At 45.5% G+C, this 22232-nt stretch carries 19 protein-coding genes; 4 read left to right on the forward strand and 15 right to left on the reverse strand.

Going from position 1 to position 22232, the window contains the following annotated elements; genetic code table 11:
• Positions 1 to 21: 21 nt before the first annotated feature.
• Complete coding sequence (locus tag E2R66_RS09495; RefSeq protein ID WP_133229983.1) at positions 22 to 882, reverse strand: DMT family transporter; 861 nt, start codon at positions 880 to 882, stop codon at positions 22 to 24.
• Positions 883 to 1087: 205 nt separating this feature from the next.
• Here E2R66_RS09495 and E2R66_RS09500 point away from each other — a divergent pair, with 205 nt between their 5' ends.
• Both E2R66_RS09500 and asnS read left to right on the forward strand, forming a co-directional pair.
• Entirely contained in the window at positions 1088 to 1570 is a 483-nt protein-coding gene (locus E2R66_RS09500; RefSeq protein WP_133229985.1) for a DUF6252 family protein, read from the forward strand.
• Between the two features lie 106 nt (positions 1571 to 1676).
• Positions 1677 to 3113, forward strand: a complete 1437-nt coding sequence (gene asnS, locus E2R66_RS09505; RefSeq protein ID WP_133229987.1) for an asparagine--tRNA ligase — start codon at positions 1677 to 1679, stop codon at positions 3111 to 3113.
• Positions 3114 to 3248: 135 nt separating this feature from the next.
• On the opposite strand, the gene E2R66_RS09510 is transcribed toward asnS, so the two are convergent.
• The 14 genes from E2R66_RS09510 to kbl all read right to left on the reverse strand — a co-directional run bounded on the left by E2R66_RS09510 (position 3249) and on the right by kbl (position 18114).
• Positions 3249 to 4178: a hypothetical protein gene (locus E2R66_RS09510; protein WP_133229989.1), complete on the reverse strand. Its 930-nt coding sequence runs from the start codon at positions 4176 to 4178 to the stop codon at positions 3249 to 3251.
• A gap of 103 nt (positions 4179 to 4281) precedes the next feature.
• Positions 4282 to 5466: a M20 metallopeptidase family protein gene (locus E2R66_RS09515; RefSeq protein ID WP_133229991.1), complete on the reverse strand. Its 1185-nt coding sequence runs from the start codon at positions 5464 to 5466 to the stop codon at positions 4282 to 4284.
• Positions 5459 to 5932, reverse strand: a complete 474-nt coding sequence (locus E2R66_RS09520; protein ID WP_133229993.1) for an SPOR domain-containing protein — start codon at positions 5930 to 5932, stop codon at positions 5459 to 5461. The genes E2R66_RS09515 and E2R66_RS09520 overlap by 8 nt, the downstream gene beginning before the upstream one ends.
• Before the next feature lie 215 nt (positions 5933 to 6147).
• Positions 6148 to 9456: a preprotein translocase subunit SecA gene (gene secA / locus E2R66_RS09525; RefSeq protein WP_133229995.1), complete on the reverse strand. Its 3309-nt coding sequence runs from the start codon at positions 9454 to 9456 to the stop codon at positions 6148 to 6150.
• A 499-nt stretch (positions 9457 to 9955) separates the two neighbouring features.
• Positions 9956 to 10693, reverse strand: coding sequence for a ferritin-like domain-containing protein (locus E2R66_RS09530; protein ID WP_133229997.1), 738 nt, complete (start codon positions 10691 to 10693; stop codon positions 9956 to 9958).
• A 74-nt stretch (positions 10694 to 10767) separates the two neighbouring features.
• Positions 10768 to 12084 carry a cell envelope integrity protein CreD gene (gene creD / locus E2R66_RS09535; protein ID WP_133229999.1) on the reverse strand — a complete coding sequence of 439 codons (1317 nt, stop codon included), beginning with the start codon at positions 12082 to 12084 and terminating at the stop codon, positions 10768 to 10770.
• 184 nt (positions 12085 to 12268) lie between these two features.
• Positions 12269 to 12931, reverse strand: coding sequence for a DUF4276 family protein (locus tag E2R66_RS09540; protein ID WP_133230001.1), 663 nt, complete (start codon positions 12929 to 12931; stop codon positions 12269 to 12271).
• Positions 12932 to 12939: 8 nt separating this feature from the next.
• Complete coding sequence (locus E2R66_RS09545; RefSeq protein WP_133230003.1) at positions 12940 to 14007, reverse strand: AAA family ATPase; 1068 nt, start codon at positions 14005 to 14007, stop codon at positions 12940 to 12942.
• A gap of 66 nt (positions 14008 to 14073) precedes the next feature.
• On the reverse strand, positions 14074 to 14655 hold the full coding sequence (locus tag E2R66_RS09550; RefSeq protein ID WP_133230005.1) for a TetR/AcrR family transcriptional regulator: 582 nt from the start codon (positions 14653 to 14655) through the stop codon (positions 14074 to 14076).
• A 3-nt stretch (positions 14656 to 14658) separates the two neighbouring features.
• Entirely contained in the window at positions 14659 to 15150 is a 492-nt protein-coding gene (locus E2R66_RS09555; RefSeq protein ID WP_240049274.1) for a Rieske (2Fe-2S) protein, read from the reverse strand.
• Positions 15147 to 16184, reverse strand: a complete 1038-nt coding sequence (gene pheS / locus E2R66_RS09560; RefSeq protein ID WP_192901956.1) for a phenylalanine--tRNA ligase subunit alpha — start codon at positions 16182 to 16184, stop codon at positions 15147 to 15149. The genes E2R66_RS09555 and pheS overlap by 4 nt, the downstream gene beginning before the upstream one ends.
• Positions 16184 to 16600 carry a type II toxin-antitoxin system VapC family toxin gene (locus E2R66_RS09565; protein WP_133230009.1) on the reverse strand — a complete coding sequence of 139 codons (417 nt, stop codon included), beginning with the start codon at positions 16598 to 16600 and terminating at the stop codon, positions 16184 to 16186. The genes pheS and E2R66_RS09565 overlap by 1 nt, the downstream gene beginning before the upstream one ends.
• Complete coding sequence (locus E2R66_RS09570; protein ID WP_133230011.1) at positions 16590 to 16874, reverse strand: DUF6364 family protein; 285 nt, start codon at positions 16872 to 16874, stop codon at positions 16590 to 16592. Before E2R66_RS09570 ends, E2R66_RS09565 begins: the two co-directional genes overlap by 11 nt.
• 49 nt (positions 16875 to 16923) lie before the next feature.
• On the reverse strand, positions 16924 to 18114 hold the full coding sequence (kbl, locus tag E2R66_RS09575) for a glycine C-acetyltransferase (RefSeq protein ID WP_133230013.1): 1191 nt from the start codon (positions 18112 to 18114) through the stop codon (positions 16924 to 16926).
• Between the two features lie 275 nt (positions 18115 to 18389).
• On the opposite strand from kbl, the gene E2R66_RS09580 reads away from it, so the two are divergent.
• Both E2R66_RS09580 and trhO read left to right on the forward strand, forming a co-directional pair.
• Entirely contained in the window at positions 18390 to 20873 is a 2484-nt protein-coding gene (locus tag E2R66_RS09580; RefSeq protein ID WP_133230015.1) for a DUF5686 family protein, read from the forward strand.
• 150 nt (positions 20874 to 21023) lie between these two features.
• Positions 21024 to 21983 (forward strand): oxygen-dependent tRNA uridine(34) hydroxylase TrhO, encoded by a 960-nt coding sequence (trhO, locus tag E2R66_RS09585; RefSeq protein WP_133230017.1) that lies wholly within the window; start codon positions 21024 to 21026, stop codon positions 21981 to 21983.
• The last annotated feature ends 249 nt before the right edge of the window (positions 21984 to 22232 follow it).

The following is a 22232-nucleotide window of genomic DNA, read 5'->3' on the forward strand; positions in this document are numbered from 1 at the left end:
TCTATTAGAAAACTATTTTGACTAAGCTTTAATTTTCTCTTGTCCCTTCAAAAACGTCACCGCAATCCCCGCCAATACGATTAAACTGCCTATGATCTCATTAACGGACAAATGCTCGCTCAATAAAAATGCCGCCAAAATACCGGCAAATACCGTTTGGCTAAGCAGGGCGATGGCTACTTTAGTAGATTCCATGTAGCGCAACGAATAATTGATGGTGAGCCAACCCACCAACTGGCATATAAGGCCCATGCCGATAAAGCAAAGCCAAACCCGCATGGGAAAATGGATAAGGTTATCGCCCGTGAAGCCGCTTACCGCCAGTAGGAAAACTGCCGAGCTCAGCATGCTGTAAAACATAAACGTAAACACATCTATGCCCGCCATGATGTTTTTGGTGATGAGGATATAACTGGCATATAAAAAACTGGCCAGCAGTGCCAGCAAAATGCCGGCATTAAATTCTAAATGCAGGATGTGCTGATAACCCACCAATACCACCATGCCTATAATAGCGATGAACGTACCTATCCAAAACTGCCTGCCCGATTTTGCCTTAAACAGCAGGTAGCCTATTAACCCTACCCATACCGGCGCAAGGTTAGCAATGAGTGTGGACACCGTTGCACTTATTTTGAGCAGGGAAATGTTCCAAACCGCAATATCCGATGCGAAAACCACACCAGCCGCTATGGAGATGAACAATTGTTTCCTCTCTATCCTGAACTTATTTTTGATAATGCAATATGGCAGCAGGCATGCCCAGGCAACAGCCACCCGATAAAAGGCGGCCCCCAGCGGCGATACGCCCGCCAATTTAACGAAGATGGGCGAAAAGGATATGCACAATATGCCTATGATAAGGCTTAACCTGGGATTCATGCGGCAAACTTACGGAAAGTCTGAACCATGATTCGCTTGATTAAAGGATTTGTTGAAAGCAAGCCCATTAAAATAATACCAGGAAAGTTAATCAGGCAGGAGTTAATCTTAAATAACACAATGATAATACATAAAGAATTATGGCTCTGTAGCGTTACGCCCTAACAGGCCGTAATAACATAAAAACACCACTAAAACACCACTTATGAAAAAACTTACACTACTTGCCTTAATTTTTTTATGCCTGGTTACTGCCGCATGCACTAAGCATAACTGCTGCGTGCCGCCGCCTATAACCCCCTACATTGGCGCCGACAAGAACACCGTAAAATGGACCGGCGAAGCCACCGCCGAAAAACAAGGAACGGATACCCTGTTAATCATTGGCTCTAAAACCGAAGAGCGGCTGATTATGCGCTTAAAATTCACAGGTGAAGGCATATACACATTTCAAAACACACAGGCTTTTTATTTTACAACGATCGGAGGTGATGTTTTTACCAGCGAATATATTGTTGACGAAACCGCTGCCAGTACGTTAACTGTAACCGACTATAACGAAACAAGCAGACTGGCTAGCGGTACTTATAGCCTTACGCTTAAAAGGAATTATCCCAACCCTACCTCAGCGTACCCGCAAAAGGTGCAGTTCGTCAATGGCATGTTCCATGTTTACCTGCCTAAATAGGCTGCGTTATTAGCCTGTTGACCGGTAAGTCCACGCTTAATTTCTGCAATTTAGGGTTCATCCAACCGATGATAAATCGTATTTTTGCCGCTCAAAATATTTCTATATGAGCCAGCGGATAAAGATTAAGGCACTACTGCAAAGCGGGGAAACCGGCACGGATGTAACGGTAAAAGGATGGGTACGGGCGTTCCGTTCTAATCGTTTTATTGCTTTGGACGATGGTTCTACCAATAGTAACCTGCAAATCGTGGTCGATTTTGAAAACACCGACCCTGCTTTGCTTAAACGCATCACTTTTGGCGCTGCGGTAAGCATTACCGGCAAGCTTGCCCCTTCTTTGGGCCAGGGCCAGTCGGTAGAGGTTATTGCCAGCGAGATAGAGATATTGGGCGATTGCAACCCGGATGAGTTCCCCTTGCAACCCAAAAAGCAAACTTTGGAGTTTTTGCGCGAGAACGCCCACCTGCGTTTCCGTACCAATACTTTCGGGGCGATATTCCGGGTGAGGAACACCTTATCGTTTGCCGTGCACCAGTTCTTCCAGGAGAAAGGGTTCGTTTACCTGCATACACCGGTTATTACCCAGTCGGACGCTGAGGGTGCGGGTGAGGCTTTCCATGTTACTAATTTCGACTTGAACAACGTCCCACGTACCGATACCGGCGAAGTGGATTACAAACAGGATTTCTTCGGAAAATCCACCAACTTAACCGTATCCGGTCAGCTGGAAGGCGAGCTTGGTGCTATGGCTTTGAGCGATATCTATACTTTCGGACCAACCTTCCGTGCCGAAAACTCCAACACCACCCGCCACTTAGCGGAGTTCTGGATGATAGAGCCGGAGATGGCTTTTTACGATATCCACGATAACGCCAACCTTGCCGAGGAACTGCTAAAATACGTCATCAGCTATGCTTTGGATAAAAACAAGGAGGACCTGGAGTTTTTAACCCAGCGCCTGCTGGAAGAAGAAAAGCAGAAACCACAAAACGAACGGTCGGAACTGTCGCTATTAGACAAACTGCAATTTTGCCTGAACAATGATTTCGAACGGCTGACTTATACCGAAGCTATCGAAATACTGCGCGAATCTACCCCTAACAAAAAGAAAAAATTCGTTTACCCGGTAGAGGGCTGGGGTACCGATCTGCAATCGGAGCACGAGCGTTACCTGGTGGAGAAACACTTTAAAAAACCGGTAATCCTAACCGATTACCCTAAAGAGATAAAATCTTTCTACATGCGCCAGAACGAGGACGGCAAAACCGTTGCAGCGATGGATATCCTATTCCCGGGCATCGGCGAAATCATCGGCGGCTCACAGCGCGAGGAACGCCTGGATAAACTCACCACCCGTATGGACGAACTGGGCATCCCTAAAGATGAGCTTTGGTGGTACCTGGATACCCGCCGCTTCGGCTCTTGTCCGCATGCCGGCTTTGGCCTGGGCTTCGAGCGTTTGGTGCTCTTCGTAACCGGCATGGGTAACATCCGGGATGTGATCCCTTTCCCAAGGTTCCCGAAGAATGCGGAATTTTAGGCGAAGCCCCCCAGCCCCCTGAAGGGGGAGTTTCTGATCAGCATAGTGAAATCCTTGATAACGAAGAAAGCCATCCTTAAGATGGCTTTCTTCGTTATGGAACTTTTGTTCCCCCTTCAGGGGGTTAGGGGGCTTCTACTCTTTCTTATAATCTTTATGCACTATCAAAAAACTCGCCCGTTCTTCTTTGTGGAGGGGGATGTCCCAGTTGCCCTGGTAGGTAATTTTGGTGGGGAGTAGTTCGCCGCCGAAGTAGTTGAGCTCGATATTCATCTGCACATCAAAATCGAAGAACATGTTGCTGTACTTCATATCGATGTAGCGGCCTAATATCTGGAAGGTACGCTCATCAAAAATGGTGGTCATTTCCTGTATCATCACATCATCCACGCTGCTGCTGGGCTTGCGGATAACCTTAAAGCGATAAACGGGGATAGTATCCAGGTACTTGCCGCGCGCAAATTCATAGCGGTAAAACTGCTTCAAATCATCTCCAAATATTTCCGTTTTACTGCTGATAAAAGGAATACCACTTACCCTGCGGCCGGGGGTAAAAATCAAGGTTTTCAGTTTCGCTTTATAGCCTTCGTTTTTGCCTTTTGTTTCTCCGGGTGCAGCGTCGGCCTTTACAAAATCGGAGTTATAGGCGTTCATGAAAATGTAATCGAACATCTCCACGGTATATAATTGGTACTTGCCGTTTTTCTTTAATACGTTGCCGCTATCGGCTTTAGCTAAATACTGTAGTTTGTGCGTGCCCGCAACATTGCTGTGGAATATTTTGCGGTATATTTTACCCTCCACCTTATTCTTTTTGTTGTAAGTAAAAACACGATTCTCAGCAGTGAAGGCGTAGCCCTTCATATTTTGAAAAGCCAGGTAAAAACTGGTATCCTGCATTACCGCATCTATAAAATCCTGCGCCCGCAAACGGTGCGAACGGATGTTCACCGCCGAATCGATAACGATGGTACGCAACGTATCGGGGTTATAACGGTCGATTTGCTGCGCCTGCGAGCAGATGACAGAAAGGGTGAAGGTAAAAAGGAAGAGGAGTTTTTTCATGGTATTTGTTCATGGTCGATAGTCCATAGACAATGGTTAAGAAATCATCGATACAAAATTGCATTCTTCCATGGACTATGGACCATCGTCTATGGACTAAAGACTAATTCCCCAATTGCTTCACGGCCAAATAAGCCATCAGCCCGGTGCTTATTTTAAAGGCATCTTCCTCTACATCGAAGGTTGGGGTATGTACCGATGAGGTAATGCCACGGGCCTCGTTGCGGGTGCCTAAGCGGTAAAAGCAGCTAGCTGCCGCCTGTGAGTAATAGGCGAAATCTTCTGCCGCCATCCATATATCCAAATCCAGCACGTTCTCTTTGCCCAGGTAATCTTCGGCGTGGCCGCGGGTTGCAGCGGTAAGCACTTCTTCGTTGATGAGGAATGGGTAGCCGCGCATAATATTGAACTCGCAGCTGCCGCCCATGCTTTCGGCAATACCTTCGGCCATTTTTTTGATTTTGATATGGGCCTCGCTACGCCATTTTTCATCCATGGTGCGAAAGGTGCCTTCCAGGTAAACCTCGTTGGGGATAACGTTGGTTGCGCCATTGGCAATCACCTTGCCGAACGACAACACCGAAGGGCTCTTAGGGTCGGCAGAACGGCTTATAATAGTTTGCAGGGCTGTTAATATATGTGCGGTGATAATTACCGGGTCTACATTCTGTTGCGGCTGCGCGCCGTGGCCGCCCTTACCGCGCACGGTTACGTATAGTTCGTCCGTTGAAGCCATGTATTTACCCGCGCGGAAACCCACCTTGCCGGCATCTATCAGCGGCATTACGTGCTGGCCCAATACAGCTTGTGGTTTGGGGTTTTCCAATACGCCTTCTTTGATCATCAGGCTGGCGCCGCCTGGCAGTTTTTCTTCGGCTGGTTGGAAAATCAGTTTAACTGTACCGCCGAACTCGCTTTTCAATTCCGTCAATATCTTGGCCGTGCCCAATAACGACGAGGTATGCGCATCGTGGCCGCAAGCGTGCATTACACCTGGATTCTGCGATTTGTAGGGCACATCGTTGGCTTCCAATATCGGCAGGGCATCCATGTCGGCACGCAGGGCTACTACCTTGTCAGATGGCAAGTCCCCTTTTATCAGGGCCACTAAGCCGGTATCGGCCATTTTGTGGTATTCGAGTCCTAGCTCCTCTAACTTGTTGGCCACGAAAACAGAGGTCTCTACCTCGTGGAACGAAAGCTCGGGGTGCGCATGCAAATGGCGACGGGTAGTTACCACATCATCAAAAATAGTTGCCGATAGTTGCTGTATCTTTTCCTTAATCATTATTGATAACGGTTTTAGGGGGAATGATTTTTTCTGAAACGATGAACATAGCCTGGAATAACGACTGCAGCGCGGCTTTCATCTTTTCGGCTTCGAGCCGCGTGCGGAAATCGCCCACCTTTACTTTAAAGTAGGGTTCGTGGTAACTCATGTACGAGCGTATTTCGGGATACTCGCTATTGAATTTAGCCTGGGCAGCATAAGCTGCATTGCGGCTGGTGCCGCTATACACCTGCAACCTGTAGCCATAATTTGAAGTGTATGCACCACCGGCATTAACGCTGCCGCCATTCCTGTTGAGCAGGGCGCGTTTGGCCAGCAAAGTATCAAACAAAGCCGACCGCACTACCACTACTTTGCCTTTTGTTTGCGCCGATGCACTTGCAGACAAAAAAAGCAACATAAAAAAAGAGCAACATTTGATAAGGCTTAACATAGCTTTATGATCAAATATTGCTCTTTTCATGGGGGTATTTGTTTTATCCATTAACCGTAATTGCGAGGAACGAAGCAATCTCTAAGCTATGCATAGTGGATATGCTTATTGGGAGATTATTAATACTTTAATTTTTCTTTAAGGTATTAATGAGCTCCCGTTGGTCGGTTGTCTTCGTTCCTCGCAATGACGGGTCTTTTTTTTTCTTAAGCCCTCCCCTTCAGGGGAGGGTTTGGGTGGGACTCTTAGTTCATCCCCACGCCGTGGCAGTTTTTGAACTTCTTGCCGCTACCGCATGGGCATGGGTCGTTCCTGCCTATTTTTTGCTCTACCTTTACAGGTGTTGCCTTTTGTATCTCGCGGGTATCCTCCATTGGCATACCGTTGGCTTCGCTGATCAGCTCCGGTTTAGAGGTACGCATCTTCTTCAGATCCATCTTAGGCTCGGGCTTTGCTTCCCTTACCTGCTCAGGCTCCTGCTGTACCGCAATACCACCACGGAACAGGAAGCTCACCAGCTCTTTGTTCACGTTAGAAAGCATCGCGCGGAATAATTCAAACGCTTCGAACTTGTAAACCAACAATGGATCCTTTTGTTCGTAAACGGCGTTCTGTACCGATTGCTTCAGCTCGTCCATCTCGCGCAGGTGCTCTTTCCAGGCATCATCTATCAGGTAAAGGGTTACGTTCTTCTCGAAAGATTTGAACACCTCTGCACCTTTGTTCTCAATTGCTTTTTTCAGTGGGACAGCAACCTGCAGACCATGCACGCCATCGGTAAACGGCACTACAATGTTCTCTACATATTGGCCACGTGTATCATAAACGTCTTTCAATACCGGGTAAGCCTGTTGTGCAACCTGCTCGGCTTTACGCTTGTAAAACTCTATTACCTGGGCAAAGGTTTTATCAACCAGCTTATTTACCGATGTAGCTACAAACTCTTCCTGCGTAGTGTCGATATCTACCGAGAACAAACGGATAACCTCCAGCCTAAAGCCTTCGTAGTTGTTGGCTTCTTTATATTCGGTAACCACATCTTCCATAACATCGAAGACGGTGTTATTCAAATCCACTTCCAGGCGCTCGCCAAACAAGGCGTTCTTACGTTTTGCGTAGATAACGGTACGCTGCGAGTTCATCACGTCATCATACTCCAGCAGGCGTTTACGTATGCCAAAGTTGTTCTCTTCTACCTTTTTCTGCGCACGCTCGATAGATTTGGATATCATGGAATGCTGTATCACTTCACCTTCCTCGATACCCATACGCACCATCAGGTTTGAGATACGCTCCGAGCCGAATAAACGCATCAGGTTATCCTCTAACGATACGAAGAACTGAGAAGAACCCGGGTCGCCCTGCCTACCGGCACGGCCACGCAACTGCCTGTCTACACGGCGGCTTTCGTGGCGTTCGGTACCTACAATGGCCAAACCGCCTGATGCCTGCACCCCTGCACCTAATTTTATATCCGTACCACGGCCAGCCATGTTGGTAGCAATGGTAACGGTGCCTGCCTGCCCTGCTTCAGCCACAATATCGGCCTCCTTCTGGTGCATCTTGGCGTTAAGTACGTTATGTTTTATGCCGCGTAGCTTAAGCATACGGCTTAGTAATTCTGATATTTCTACCGAAGTGGTACCAACCAGTACCGGGCGGCCCGCCTGGGTTAATTTTACAATTTCATCGGCAACGGCATTGTATTTTTCGCGGATGGTACGGTAAACCAAGTCCTGCATATCTGCACGGCTGGTTGGCGTATTGGTTGGTATCTCTACCACATCCAGCTTGTATATCTGCCAAAACTCACCTGCTTCGGTAACGGCGGTACCCGTCATGCCGCAAAGCTTGTGGTACATCCTGAAGTAATTCTGCAGGGTAATGGTGGCAAAGGTTTGGGTAGCATCTTCCACCTTCACGTTTTCCTTAGCCTCTATGGCCTGGTGCAGGCCATCGCTGTAGCGGCGACCATCCAACACGCGGCCTGTTTGCTCATCTACAATTTTTACCTTGCCTTCATCCAGGATGTATTCGGTATCTTTTTCAAATAACGTGTAAGCCTTCAGCAATTGGTTTACCGAGTGGATACGCTCTGATTTGATAGAGAAATCGCGCATCAACTCATCTTTCTTCGCAATTTTCTCATCTGCGGGTAAGTCAGATTTTTCGATACGTGCAATCTCAGAACCTACATCCGGCATCACGAAGAAGCCCGGGTCTTCACCAGATGCCGTTATCAGTTCGATACCTTTTTCAGAAAGCTCTACTGAGTTGTTCTTCTCATCGATAATGAAGAACAGTTCAGCATCAACCTTAGGCATATCCTTGCCCTGATCCTGCATGTAGTGGTTCTCTGTTTTCAGCAATACGGTTTTATTACCGCCCTCGCTCAGGAATTTGATCAGTGCTTTGTTCTTTGGCAGCGCGCGGTGTGCACGCAATAGGGCTAAACCGCCATCGTCAACACCGGTCTTGCCTTCATTAATAGCCTTCTTGGCCTCATTCAATACAGTGTTTACATAAGCTTTCTGGGCATTCACCAAACGCTCTATACGTGGTTTCAGTTCGTAAAACTCGTGCTCGTCGCCACGTGGAATAGGGCCCGAAATAATGAGCGGCGTACGCGCATCATCAATCAATACCGAATCCACCTCATCTACCATGGCGTAGTGCAGCTTGCGTTGCACCAGTTCTTCGGGGCTGCGTGTCATATTGTCACGCAGGTAATCAAAGCCAAACTCGTTATTTGTGCCAAAAGTAATATCGGCCAGGTAAGCCTTGCGGCGTTGCTCAGAATTTGGCTCATGTTTGTCTATACAATCTACCGACAGGCCGTGGAACTCGTACAAGGGCCCCATCCACTCGCTATCGCGGCGTGCCAGGTAATCATTCACGGTTACAATGTGTACGCCCTGGCCAGCCAGTGCGTTTAGGTATGCAGGCAGCGTGGCTACCAGCGTTTTACCTTCACCCGTTGCCATCTCAGATATTTTACCCTGGTGCAATACAATACCGCCTATCAGCTGTACATCGTAATGTACCATATTCCAGGTAACCGGGTTACCGGCTGCAAGCCAGGTGCTGCTGTGGGTAGCCTTATCGCCCTTGATGACAACGTTATTCTTTTTAGCCGCCAGTTCGCGGTCGAAATCGGTAGCGGTAACTTCTATGCTTGGGTTTGATGCCAAACGTTTTGCAGTTTCTTTTACTACGGCAAATGCCTGTGGTAATATATTGATCAGGATGTCTTCCAGCTCTTTGTTGCGGTCTTTCTCCAGTTTATCCAACTGGGTGTAAAGCTCCACCTTTTCGCTTACTTCCATATCCAGCTCGGTTTCGGTACGGGCCTTAATGGCCTGTATCTCGCTATCGATGCCGGAGAGCCCTGCGGCTATGGTTTCCTTGAATTCTATGGTTTTAGCCCTAAGCTCATCGTTGCTCAAATCGCCCAATTTGGCAAATTCAGCCTTGATTTTTTCAACTATAGGCTGTATGCTTTTTACATCCCGTTCTGATTTGCTTCCGAAAAGCTTACTAAAAAAGTCTAACATGTTATTGTATTATGGTACTACGGCAAACGCAACAATTGCGCCATCGTAATTATAAAGTCAAATTGACAGGCAAAGGTACGACTTTGAGGCTGAAAATGATGTGCAGATGTGCAGATTTCAGATGTGCAGATGAATCAGGGGATATTTTGGCACGCAAAGACGCGAAGGCGCAAAGGCTGATTGGTTAAAAAGCTAGCCGAATATTAAGTCAACAACAAGAATTTGCAGCTGTGCAGATATGCGCAATATTGCCTTTAGGACATAAGGCATATCCTATTATCCGAGACAAAAGGCCTTTACGGGCAGGCAGCAAATGCTTATAAAAAGATGCTGAGCAGTTTATCGATATAAACCTCGATAGCGATGTCTTCCATCTCGAATTGCTCATCTATCAGTTCAGAAAATTCTAATAGTTCTTCACTCATGGCAGTAGATTTTACTATGCAAACATAATAAAATTTGAACCGAAAACCAAAACGGTATTTTGAATTAATTTAAATTATTCCCACGACACTTCTTTTTGTTGCTTTTCCGTTATCGTTTTAATGGTTTTTCTGTACTTAAAAATCATTTTCCTGGTAAATGAATTAAACGTATTGCCGCCGGCTTTAAATAAGGTACGGTGTGCAGCCCATACCATGCAGGAGGTTAAAAAGAAAAACGACTTAAACGCGAGGTTGCGCCAGGCTTTGGAGTATTCGGGTTTGCTTTCATAAATTGTTGCAAGCCGTTCGGTTTGGAAAGTGATGTGATAGGCCTCGTCTATTAATATATCGGTGCATATCGCCTGCAACAGTTCGCAGTCAGTAGCATCTTTTAGTGCCTGGTAAAAAATCTGCGCCGTGCTTTCCACTACAATAACAGCCAGCGTCCATATTTCCATATTGGTGTTGTAATAACGCACTTTCCTGAACAGTGTATCGCCCCAATCCTTTCTGATACGCGTTTTCCCGATGCCATCAAGATACCGGCCAAGGTTATTGCCGTGCTTTTGCTCTTCTTTTATAAAAAGCTTTACAGCTTCCACGTAATCCGGGTCGCCTATTTTGTTGGCGTATTTGGTTGAAGCCGCAATTAAATGCTTACCCTCCGATGTTTCTCCCAATTGCCAGGCCTGCAGCGATGGCAGTATAATTTTCACTTCTTCGGCACTTAACGAGGGAAATAAATTCCAGTCGATGCGTTTTTCCCGGGCATTTGTCTTGAAATGCCCAATCCAATAATTGCTTGTATGCATGTTGTTTTGGTTTAAATCACCCGCATGCTGGTGCATGCGGGTGAAGGGTTGGGTAATAAGGTTTAGGTAAATATTTAATGGTTGTCCCAGTTTATCTTACGGGAGAAATACATCAATGCCGCTACGATGAAGAACAAGGCCACTGCCCCTACCAGCAACGAATACTCTTCCAGTTGTATAATGATGAAGATGAAGCCGTAGAATACGCTCAGAATAAGCGCGAACATCGCTGCGGCTCCTTTGTTCTTAAGCAACGAAGCTGTGAAGAAAGAGATTAAACCTATTGTAGCTGTAGATGAGATAAGGTACGCGTAGTTGTAACCAATTTTTTCCGCAAAGGACAATAGCAGTATATAGTACACAATCATGGCTGCGCCAATCAGCGTATAATTAAACAGGTGGATAGGTTGCTTACGTATCAGCTCTGTTAAAAACAGGGAGACGAATGTAAGCAGGATAATGAGTGTAGCGTACCTGTTGGTCCGGGTTACTTTGCGGTACTCATCTACCGGCGGTTGCAGCCGCACGCCAAAAGTGGCTTCGGCAATTGATTTGGGGTTACTCAGCACAGAATTATCATTAAGCCACTGCTGCGGAAAGGGCCTGTTGTAATACAGCCTATGCCATTTTGCGCCCGAGCCGTTTGAAGTACTGTCGCGTGTATCCGGCAGGTAACGGCCATTGTATTGCGGTGTTGGCCAGTCGCTTTTAAACTGTACATCGGTAGTTTTACCAAGGTGCAGGAAGTTGATGTCATTGCTGCCCTTTAAGTCGAGGTTATAGTTGAATGCAATGTTGCCGTTAACCGGTAAAGGAAACTCCACCTGCAATGATTGCACAAAAGGATTTACGTCGCTTGATGCAGGTTCCGGTGTGTAATTTTGCCCTTGTATTTTCACCAAAGGATTAGTTAAAAGCCCTTTAATATCAGCTATACCAAATAGTAAACGTGCCTTATCATACATCACCTGCCCGGGAGTTATACCCAATTTGGCCAGGTTGGGTTGGGCAAAGTTGCCTTGCACCCCGGTTGCAGAGGTATACACCGTTACATCAAAAACCCCTTGCTTAAACGGTTGCGTTTTTAGGTTTGCTTTAATGTGTACATCATCCGGTAGCAGGTAAATGTAACCTGTAGCGTTACATGCGGCACCAGGTAATTTGTTGTAGGGTATAACCAAAACCGGGCCCTGTATCAATTGGCTCCCCGACCAGCTATCAGACACCGCACTGCCCATCTTCGTTTGAATGTCCTCCCGCTCGTCTACCAGGTTTTGTATCCAGGATGATGGGATAAGCAGCGCCAGGATAATCAAAGTGATTACGGTTAATTTGATGAGGATGGAATTTTCGTACCATTTTTGGGGTGGAGGTTGCAGTTGGTCTATCATATATTTATATTTAAAAAGTTCTTTGCAATTCAAAGTATATATTTAAAAAATAATCGCCGATGTATTTTAGCGACTCAATGAATAGCTTTTAAAGTACTTTGAATAACAAAGTAAAAGAATTGATTTCACTCTTCCAAATATTTATTAAAGAAATTTTACACGAAACTCCTCGAGTTCGCCGGAATTATGGCCATTGATTTTCAAGAACTTTCAACCAAGCATTAAATCTTACGCTTTTTTTTCGCATCCTTTTCAAACCTATATCCTCAGCAAGGATGCTTCCGAAAACTATTTTATTATAGCCCTTAATCAATCTTCTTAATCGATAAGAAGGCGCGTTATTTGGTGAATCGTTAATGAGTTCAGGATTCGGAAACTGTAAGATTGTTGCTTCCAATTCTCGACGATTGAGAAAATCTTTCGACCCGATTTGATTATCAAACGACTGGAGATTATTAAACAGCAATCCTTCAAATTCATGTAATTGAATGTATGGTATGAACCTGTTCTTTATAACACCAGAGATATCATCTGACATGCCCTTTTCCAGCAAATCCATCCTCCTATACTTGTCGGCTAATTTGTGTGCGTTTTGCCACTCAGGGAAGAGAAATCTCGGGAGAATTCCGTAATAATCAATAAATGTAGACACAATAGCATTAGTATCCTGTGACAAGTGGGTCTCAATTTGTCGTTTTAAATTGCTCCACGGTACAATGCCTCCGCCCGATTTTTTTATAAGGGGAGTCTGTAAAAAAATATCTTTTGAATTGAAGAAAGGGCTTAGAACATCTTTACAGAACTCCATTTCGGTTGGACCCTCGCAAATGATTATGATTCTTTTCATAACCTAATTTAACTTGGCTGACCGCCTTTTATAATGTTTCTCTGCCATAAATCTCCAATACTGTACTCGTCCAGCCAATTTGATAAATCTTCTTCCTTTAGCCTCATAAATATGCTTTCACCATTTTTTTGGTCTACAGTAATTATGTCTTGAGCTTCAAAATGACTTACAAGATCAGCTGATTGTGTAGCCATCACCACCTGGACGCTTTTAGAAGCGGCGCTCTGTATCATTCCCGCAAGTTTGGATATTGCAAAAGGATGTAATCCTAGCTCAGGTTCATCGATAATTACTGTCATTGGCAATTCGGGCTGCAAGAAAAGAGTTGTCAATGCGATAAACCTAATAGTTCCATCTGATAGGTCGGATACCCCGTAAACATTCGAACTATACTTATCTTGCCATTGTAGTCGGAGGTAACCCTCACTGTTGGGCTGAAAAAAGAAATCAGAAAAAAAAGGAGCTATACTTTGAATCGTCTTTACGATTCGATTATATACTAGTCGTTGCTTTTGCTGAATATTGAATAAAAAAGCTGCAAGATTTTCACCTTTTTCGTACAAAAAATATACATCGTTCTCAATATGGCTTAGCTGAGAAAACGGAGAATTTTTCCCTGTGTCGTGAAAATGATACTTTGTAAAAGAATTTAAATATCTTCTGATATAATTTGCACGAGGTTTAGGATAACTTTTAATCCTTGCTTCATTATTATAGTCGGCAATGTTTATTGGATTATCCTCATAGGGGTTATTGTCGTACCATAATCCCTCGGAGGTAAAGATGAAAGAATTTTCGCCTTTTTTTATTTCAAATGAATACGCATTTAACCCAAATTTAATTTTAGAATATATTCTATCAGTAACCTTGCTACCTTTATGTAACATTTTTTCCTCTCCTCCTGAAAGCGCAACATACTCAGTTAGCTTCTGATGATAAAGACGATTCAAAAATTCGAAAAAAGAAAGAAAATTACTTTTCCCAGCTCCATTTGCGCCAATAAGTATATTTATCGGAGCAAATTCAACCCGACAGTTTTTTATTGATTTATACCCTTTAATTTCAATGTAATCCATACAAATCGAAGACGTAACTTCCCAACTAAAGCTAAAATAGTGATTTATTATCGGCAAATGCTAAAACTAAACCAATATCGCCGCCTTCACCAAATAAGGCAATATCTCCTTTTGAAAGGATACGAAGTTTTTTCGCACGTCGCTATCGCTTACCGAGGTAAACGCAAAGCTAAATACGATGCTTTTGCTGCATTTGATCAGAAAGCGCAGGCGCTGCGGGTAGGTTTCGTGCTTGCGTATGCCGGCCAGCTGGGTAAAACTCATTACCAGCAGGTCTTCCAGCTCGTTGCTCAGGTTCTTTAAAAAATCCTGCGAGTTGGTGCTTTCGCGGATAAAATCCCAGCCGATAAATTCGTTGCAAACGGTGTAAGAAAGGCGGCAGGTTTTCATGATGAGGTTATTGAGGTGGGCCTCCTCATCCATTTCGGGGATATCCGTGTTGATGAGTTCATCAACACTCAGCTTAATATAATCCATCAGCAGCACGTGCAAAATGGCTTCCTTACTCTCAAAGTACTTATAAATGGTAGCCTTGGCAATTTTTGCGCGCTTGGCAATTTCGTTTACGCTGGTTTTATGGTAACCGAATTTTCGGAACAGATCCTGCGCTGCCCGCTTAATACTATCTTTAATTTTATCGGCCTCCATGTATCAGTTTGATACAAATATCTCAAATTGTGTGGCATTTACAACGTAGGACCTGAGATATTTGGTAGCTGGTGCTTTTACCGGGCTACCATCTGATAGGGAAAATTTTGCTCCGCTGCATGGGTCGGTAGCCGTAAAGCCGGTATTATCGGGACTTACGGCACAAAGTTTCTCCGGCTGATAGCTGCTACAGCGATCATAGCAAGTTATAGTGCCATCTGCCTGTTTGTAAAGCAACAGGCCCGCAACGCCGTATCCGGATATGACTACCGAACCGCCTATGCTGTTAAGTGCGGAAAAACGAGGATCGGTTCTAGATGCACGGAAGTTTACCGGCACGCTGGGGACTACATTTTCTTGCTTGCCGCAACCCACCAATACCAACACGGCAAATAATATTAATGATAAGTAGTGAGCAATTAAGCGGTGAATGGCTTTTATTGACCACGCAATCCATTCGCTACTCACCATTCTCCTCGCACTATTAATCATCATATGATCTCTGTTTGAAATTGCTTTAAGAAACGAACGTCGTTCTCAGAGAATAAACGCAAATCTTTTATCACATATTTTAGGTTGGCAATTCTTTCCATACCCATGCCGAATGCAAAGCCGGTAAATTTCTTGCTGTTGATGCCAGAGTTCTCCAAAACGTTGGGATCTACCATGCCACAACCCAATATCTCTACCCAGCCACTGTATTTGCACATATTGCAGCCACTGCCACCACAAATGGTACACGAGATATCCATCTCTGCCGACGGCTCGGTGAACGGGAAGTACGACGGGCGGAAACGCACTTTGGTGCCTTCGCCATAAAGCTCCTGCACAAAATGGTAAAGCGTCTGCTTCAGATCTGAGAACGAAACATTCTCGTCCACATAAAGCCCCTCTACCTGGTGGAAGAAGCAATGCGCACGCGCCGAGATAGCCTCGTTGCGATAAACGCGGCCGGGCATAATGGCGCGAAACGGCGGTTTTCCGTTCTCCATCATGCGCACCTGTACCGATGAGGTATGTGTGCGCAGGGCAATATCGCCATTCTCCTGGTCGCCTTTGCGTACGAAAAAGGTATCCTGCATATCACGGGCAGGGTGTTCTTCGGGGAAGTTAAGGGCCGAGAAGTTATGCCAGTCGTCTTCAATCTCCGGCCCTTCGGCTACTATGAAGCCCAGGCGTTTGAAAATATCGATGATCTCGTTACGCACCAAAGACAGCGGATGGCGCGAGCCAATCTCCAGCCCATCGCCGGGCAACGTCAAATCGATTTCGGATTTAGTATCTACCGTTGCAGAGACGAGCGATTCTTTTATTTCCTCGTAGCGTGCTTCGGTTAGCTGCTTAAACTGATTAAGCACCTTGCCAAAAGTGCGTTTCTCATCTGCACTAACGGTTTTGAACTGCTCGAACAAATCCTTGATGATGCCTTTAGTACCTAAGAATTTTATACGAAAAGCTTCCAATTCATCCGCCTTAGCAGCTGTAAAAGCCTTTATCTCATCGGTGTACTGATCTATTTTTGATTGCATTATAATATTGTTCTTAAAAATTGTTCGGCAGTTAATACCGGGATGTCAAATTTCTTATAGTGTTTAATATTACGGCTGATGATTAAGTCGCATTGATTTGTAAAAGCTATATAGAATTGTATGGTGTCTTCAAAATCCACATGTCCACTATCTAAAGCCGCCTTAACGTGCCCTTCATCGAAAGCAAGGATTTTTGCGAAAGTTAATATTTCTTTGATCGCGATCTGGGCAGCGTGCCTGTTAATATTTTTCGAAACCAAATAATGAACGTTCGCCAAAATCAATGTCGACGTACACAAATCCATAGTGCCTTGCAGGCCCTTGCTAATTAGAGATTGGCTATAGTCTGCAAACGGCGATCTATCTAATAGAAAATCTAATAGCGTATCACTATCTACAAATATTTTAGAGGCCATGCTTTTCCTTCAAATATTCATATTTATAGTCCCATAGGTTAACATCATCGGGCACTTTACCTTTTAATATCCCCCTTAGGGCTGCTATTTCCGGCGCAACTGGTTCTTGCTTTAGTCTGTTCAGAAAGGCATCTTCGCTCTCTTCCTGCTCTACAATTTCATCAAAAAGCTTCTGTACAATTTTAGATAAACTGGTATGGCGGCGTTTCGCATATTCTTTAACGGTTCGCAAAGAATCGGCTTTAACATTAAGCGTTAATTTGATATTCTCCATAGCCATCTCTCTTTTATACGTACAAATATAAAAAACTTATACGTAACATTTATTTGATAACATCCAGTTCCTTACCCACCTTGGTAAACGCTGCGATAGCTTTATCCAGGTGCTCCCTATCGTGTGCGGCAGAAATCTGTACGCGGATGCGGGCCTTGCCCTGCGGTACCACAGGGTAGTAAAAACCAATTACGTAAATGCCTTCTTCCAGCATCTTCGCGGCAAATTCCTGTGCCAGTTTGGCATCGTAAAGCATTACAGGTACTATGGGGTGCACACCTGGCTTGATATCGAAACCCGCAGCGGTCATCTGTTCGCGGAAGTATTGGGTATTGGTTTCCAGTTTATCGCGCAAATCGGTGGTTTCGCTCAGCATATCTAATACCGCTATAGAAGCACCTGTGATAGCTGGTGCAAGCGTATTGCTAAACAGGTACGGGCGCGAGCGCTGGCGCAGCATATCGATAATTTCTTTCCTGCCGGAGGTAAACCCGCCGGATGCACCACCAAGGGCTTTACCTAAGGTACCGGTGATGATATCAATCTTGCCCATTACATGATGATGCTCGTGCGTGCCACGACCGGTTTTGCCCATAAAGCCGCTGCAATGGCTCTCATCTATCATAACCAAAGCATTGTACTGCTCGGCCAGGGCGCAAATTTTATCCAGTTGGGCAATGGTACCATCCATAGAGAATGCCCCATCGGTTACAATGATACGGTGGCGCAGGCCCTGGGTGGCTTTCAGCTTATCTTCCAGGTCGGCCATGTCATCGTGTTTATAGCGCTGGCGCTGGGCCTTACAAAGGCGCACGCCATCAATGATGGAGGCGTGGTTTAGCTCATCAGATATGATAGCATCCTGGTCGTTGAACAAGGGCTCGAACACCCCGCCGTTGGCATCGAAAGCCGCCGCGTAAAGGATGGTATCTTCTGTACCCAAAAATTCGCTTATCTTTTTTTCGAGCTCTTTATGTATATCCTGCGTGCCGCATATAAACCTTACCGATGATAAACCATACCCATGCGTATCCATAGCTGCTTTTGCGGCATCGATAACGCGCTGGTTACCGGATAGCCCAAGGTAGTTGTTGGCGCAAAAGTTGATCACTTCCTGGCCGCCTTGCACGGTGATATCCGCACCCTGCGCCGAGGTAATAATTCTTTCTCTTTTATATAATCCTGCGGCTTCTATATCGGCAAGTTCTTGCTGTAATACCGGTTGCAATGTAGTGTACATGAAATAGCTGTTTAGGCTGCAAAATTAAACATAAACGCCAAACCACCGCTTACCTGCAACATTTTTAATATATTAAGCCTGTAAACAAACATTTTGGTAAAAAAAATATTTAGTAACGAGAGTTCCCTGTTGATCTACAGCCTCATCCCAACCCTTCGTCAAAAAAGAAGGCTAAGAGCAAGTACATATCAAGTCCTCTTCTAAGAAGCGGATATATGTGAGGCTATAAGCGTTTATTGCAAAAGCATGGAAGGGACTCTTAAAAACTAAACACAATGAAAAGATACTTACTTCTACTTGTTTGTTTGCTGTCAACCGTTTTAGGTGCCTATGCGCAGCAATATATCCTGTCGGGCAAAATCACCGGGCAAAAAAACGAACCGGTTGCCTTTGCATCGGTATATATCCGTAGCTCTACCTATGGTACTACTGCCAACGAGGAAGGTGTTTATCACTTTAAGCTTAGCCCGGGTACCTACAATGTAGTTTACCGCCTTGCCGGTTATGCCGTAAAAGCAGAAACTATCACCATTACCGACCATGACGAGGCACATAATGTGCAGATGCAGGACGAGGAGTTCCGCTTTAGCCAGGTGTCTGATAAATGGCGCAATAACCAGGACCCGGGCGACACCATTATGCGTATGGTGATTGCTAAACGCGAAACCCACCTTAACGAGGTAAAAGGCTACTCCTGCGCCGTGTATATCAAAGGCGTGCAAAAATTATTGAGTACACCAAAATCCCTGCGCAGTGCGGCAGTTACCCGTGCGCTGGATCTCGATTCGCTGGGTCGTGGCATATTGTACCAATCGGAATCTTTATCTGCTTTCAATTACCAATCGCCCGATAAAGTAAAAGAAATCACCATCGCTTCGCGCAACGCGGGTATCAACACAGCCTTCGGCTACAACAAAGCATCCGACCTGCAGGCTAATTTTTACCACAACATATTTAGCATACCCGGCCTTAGTACGCGAGGCTACGTATCGCCATTGGCATCTAACGCATTCAATTTCTACCGTTACAAACTCATTGGAAGCACCGTACAAAACGGGCAAACTATAGATAAGATTGAGGTTATCCCCAAGCATGAATATGGCCAGCTTTTCAAGGGCAACATCTACATAGTAGAGGGCGATTGGCGCATCTACAGCGTAGACCTGATGCTGCGGGGCAAAAGCAACTCGCTTAATTTGGTAGATACCTTGCAGGTAAGGCAGCAATACATCCCCATTACCGATAGCGTGTGGATGCCGGTTTCGGTGCTGTTTAATTTCAAGGGCTCGGTACTTGGCTTTAAATTTGGCGGCTATTACCAGGGCATCTATAATAACTATAAGTTGGAACCCGCCTACCCCGACGGCTTCTTCACCGGCGAAGTGTTGCGCATAGATACCGCCTCCAATTTAAAAACACCGGCTTACTGGGTTGCCAACCGGCCCGTGCCCCTAACCGCCTTAGAAATCCGCGATTACGAGAAAAAAGACAGCGCGGCTGCCTACCATAAAACCGAAGCCTATCTGGATACCCTGCAGCACACCAAAAACGGCATCAACTACCCCGGCTACCTAATATTTGGTTATAATGCCAGCAACCGTACCGAAAAGGATTCGCTGTATATCTACCCATTCCTGCAAACGTTTTATTATAACACGGTGGAAGGTTTCGGAATAAACGCCAAGGTACGCTACACCCATATTATTGATGATTTCCATTCTTTTGCGGTAACCCCGGCACTGCGCTACGGGTTCTCCAACAAAATATTCAGTACCAATATGCTGGCCGAGTACCGCGACGACCCATTCCATAACTCCAAATATTGGGTAAATTTTGGCAGCGACGTGCTGGATCTGAACAACGTGGGTACGCGTTCGCTATATTTTAACACGTTGAGTACCATCCTGAGCGAAAACAACTACGTAAAATATTACCGTTCGCATTTCGGTGCCTTCGGCTATCAACGCGAAGTAGCCAACGGCGTTTTATGGAGCGCAAGCCTCAACTATTCCAGTCGCACGCAATTATACAACACCAATTTGGGGCACCTGGTAGATGTTAAGGACAAAGAGTTCACTTCCAACAACCCCTTAGCGCCTGCAGGTACCCCGCCGGATGACCGTTCTTTCTTATTCCCCGAAAACCAGGCGCTATCGTTTACTACGGCGGCTACCTTTACATTCGATCAGCAATACATTACCCGCCCAACAGGCAAATTCAATCTGCCATCTAAGTACCCAACGCTTACGGTGACTTATCACAAGGGCTTCGAGGGTGTGTTGGGGTCTGATGTGAACTATGATTTTGCCTCCGCAGATGTTTCGCAGTACAATATCCGCATCGGGCTGGCGGGATACTCGGCTTTTAAACTTACTACAGGCGGCTATTTCAACAATAAGCGCCTGTATTTTATGGATTACTACCACTACTTAGGTAACCAGGGCACCACGTTCGATCCAACGTATATCGGCAGCTTCCACTTCCTGCCGTTTTATACATATAGCACTAACGGCGGTTTCCTGGAAGCACATTACCAGCATAATTTCGCAGGCTCCATATTGAACAAAGTATCCTTTTTACGCAGCCTGAAATTAGAAGAAATAATAGGTGCCAACTTCTTAACCACCAAGGGCAACCCCAACTACCGCGAGTTTTACGTGGGTGTGCAGCGTCTTATCTTTAGGGTGGATTATGGCATCTCTTACGCGGGCAATAAAAAGTACCTGCAGGGCATTAGGATATTTTACGGGATAAGGTAAGCGTTAGAGGCTGGAGGTTAGAAGTTAGAGGTTAGTAAGATTGCCGAAATAAGATATTTTCTTCCTAACCTCTAACCTCCAACCAACTAATCTCTAAAATCCCTATCTTTGCGCCTCATTTAACACCGTTTGCAGCGGTATCGATGGATTATGGCAAAATACAACACACTACTATACTATTGTTATTCAACAATAGCCAATGCCGAGCAATTTGCTGCCGATCATTTAAAATTCTGTAAAAGCTTAGGTTTAACCGGTCGCATTATTGTGGCCGAAGAGGGGTTGAACGGCACCGTCTCCGGCACTGCCGAAGCATGCCGTACTTATATGGACACCCTCCATGCAGATACACGCTTTGCCGGTATCGACTTCAAGGTAGACGAGGTGGACGAGCCTTCCTTTGTGAAGATGCACTGCCGTTATAAATCGGAGATTGTGCATTCGGGCCTGCGCGATCCTAAAGTGATCAATCCGCAGAAACAAACCGGCAAGCATTTAGAGCCCGCAGAGTTTTTGGCTATGAAAGATCGCGACGATGTGGTGGTGCTTGATGTGCGCTCTAACTACGAGCACAACCTGGGAAAATTCAAAAATGCCCTTACGCTGGATATAGAGAACTTTCGCGATTTCCCGGCCATGATCAACGAGTTGGCACAGTATAAAGATAAAAAGATACTCACCTATTGCACCGGCGGTATCAAATGCGAAAAAGCATCTGCCCTGTTGTTGCACGAGGGTTTTACCGATGTGTACCAGCTGCACGGCGGCATTATCAAATATGGCAAAGAAGCCGGCGGCGAAGATTTTGAGGGCAAATGCTACGTTTTCGATAACCGCCTTTCGGTTGATGTGAACAGCGTGAACCCGGTAGTGATCTCTACCTGCCTCAACTGCGGCAAAACCACGCCAAAGATGATCAACTGCGCCAACCCCGAGTGCAACGAGCACTTTACCCAGTGCGACGACTGCGGCACCGCCATGGATGGCTGCTGCAGCGATGCCTGTAAAGCGCACCCCCGTAAACGCGTTTATGATGGTACGGGTTATTACGTAAAAGTACCCCAGCCGGTAAATGTGGCTAAAAAAGGGAAGATGCAATTAGCGGAATAAATACTCAACCGTTCCATAAATGGAACGGCAATGAAGGTACATTTGTGGCTATACTATATTTCACATTCCACACCTTCATTGCCGTCGGTTTCCAACCAACGTTCCATAAATGGAACGGCAATGAAGGTGAATCTGTGGCTATACTATTATTTCGCAACCCACCTTAATTGCCGTCTGTTTCCAACCAACGTTCCATAAATGGAACGGCAATGAAGGTGAATCTGTGGCTATACTATATTTCGCAACCCA

This window comes from Mucilaginibacter psychrotolerans, assembly GCF_004519315.1.
Classification (GTDB): domain Bacteria; phylum Bacteroidota; class Bacteroidia; order Sphingobacteriales; family Sphingobacteriaceae; genus Mucilaginibacter; species Mucilaginibacter psychrotolerans.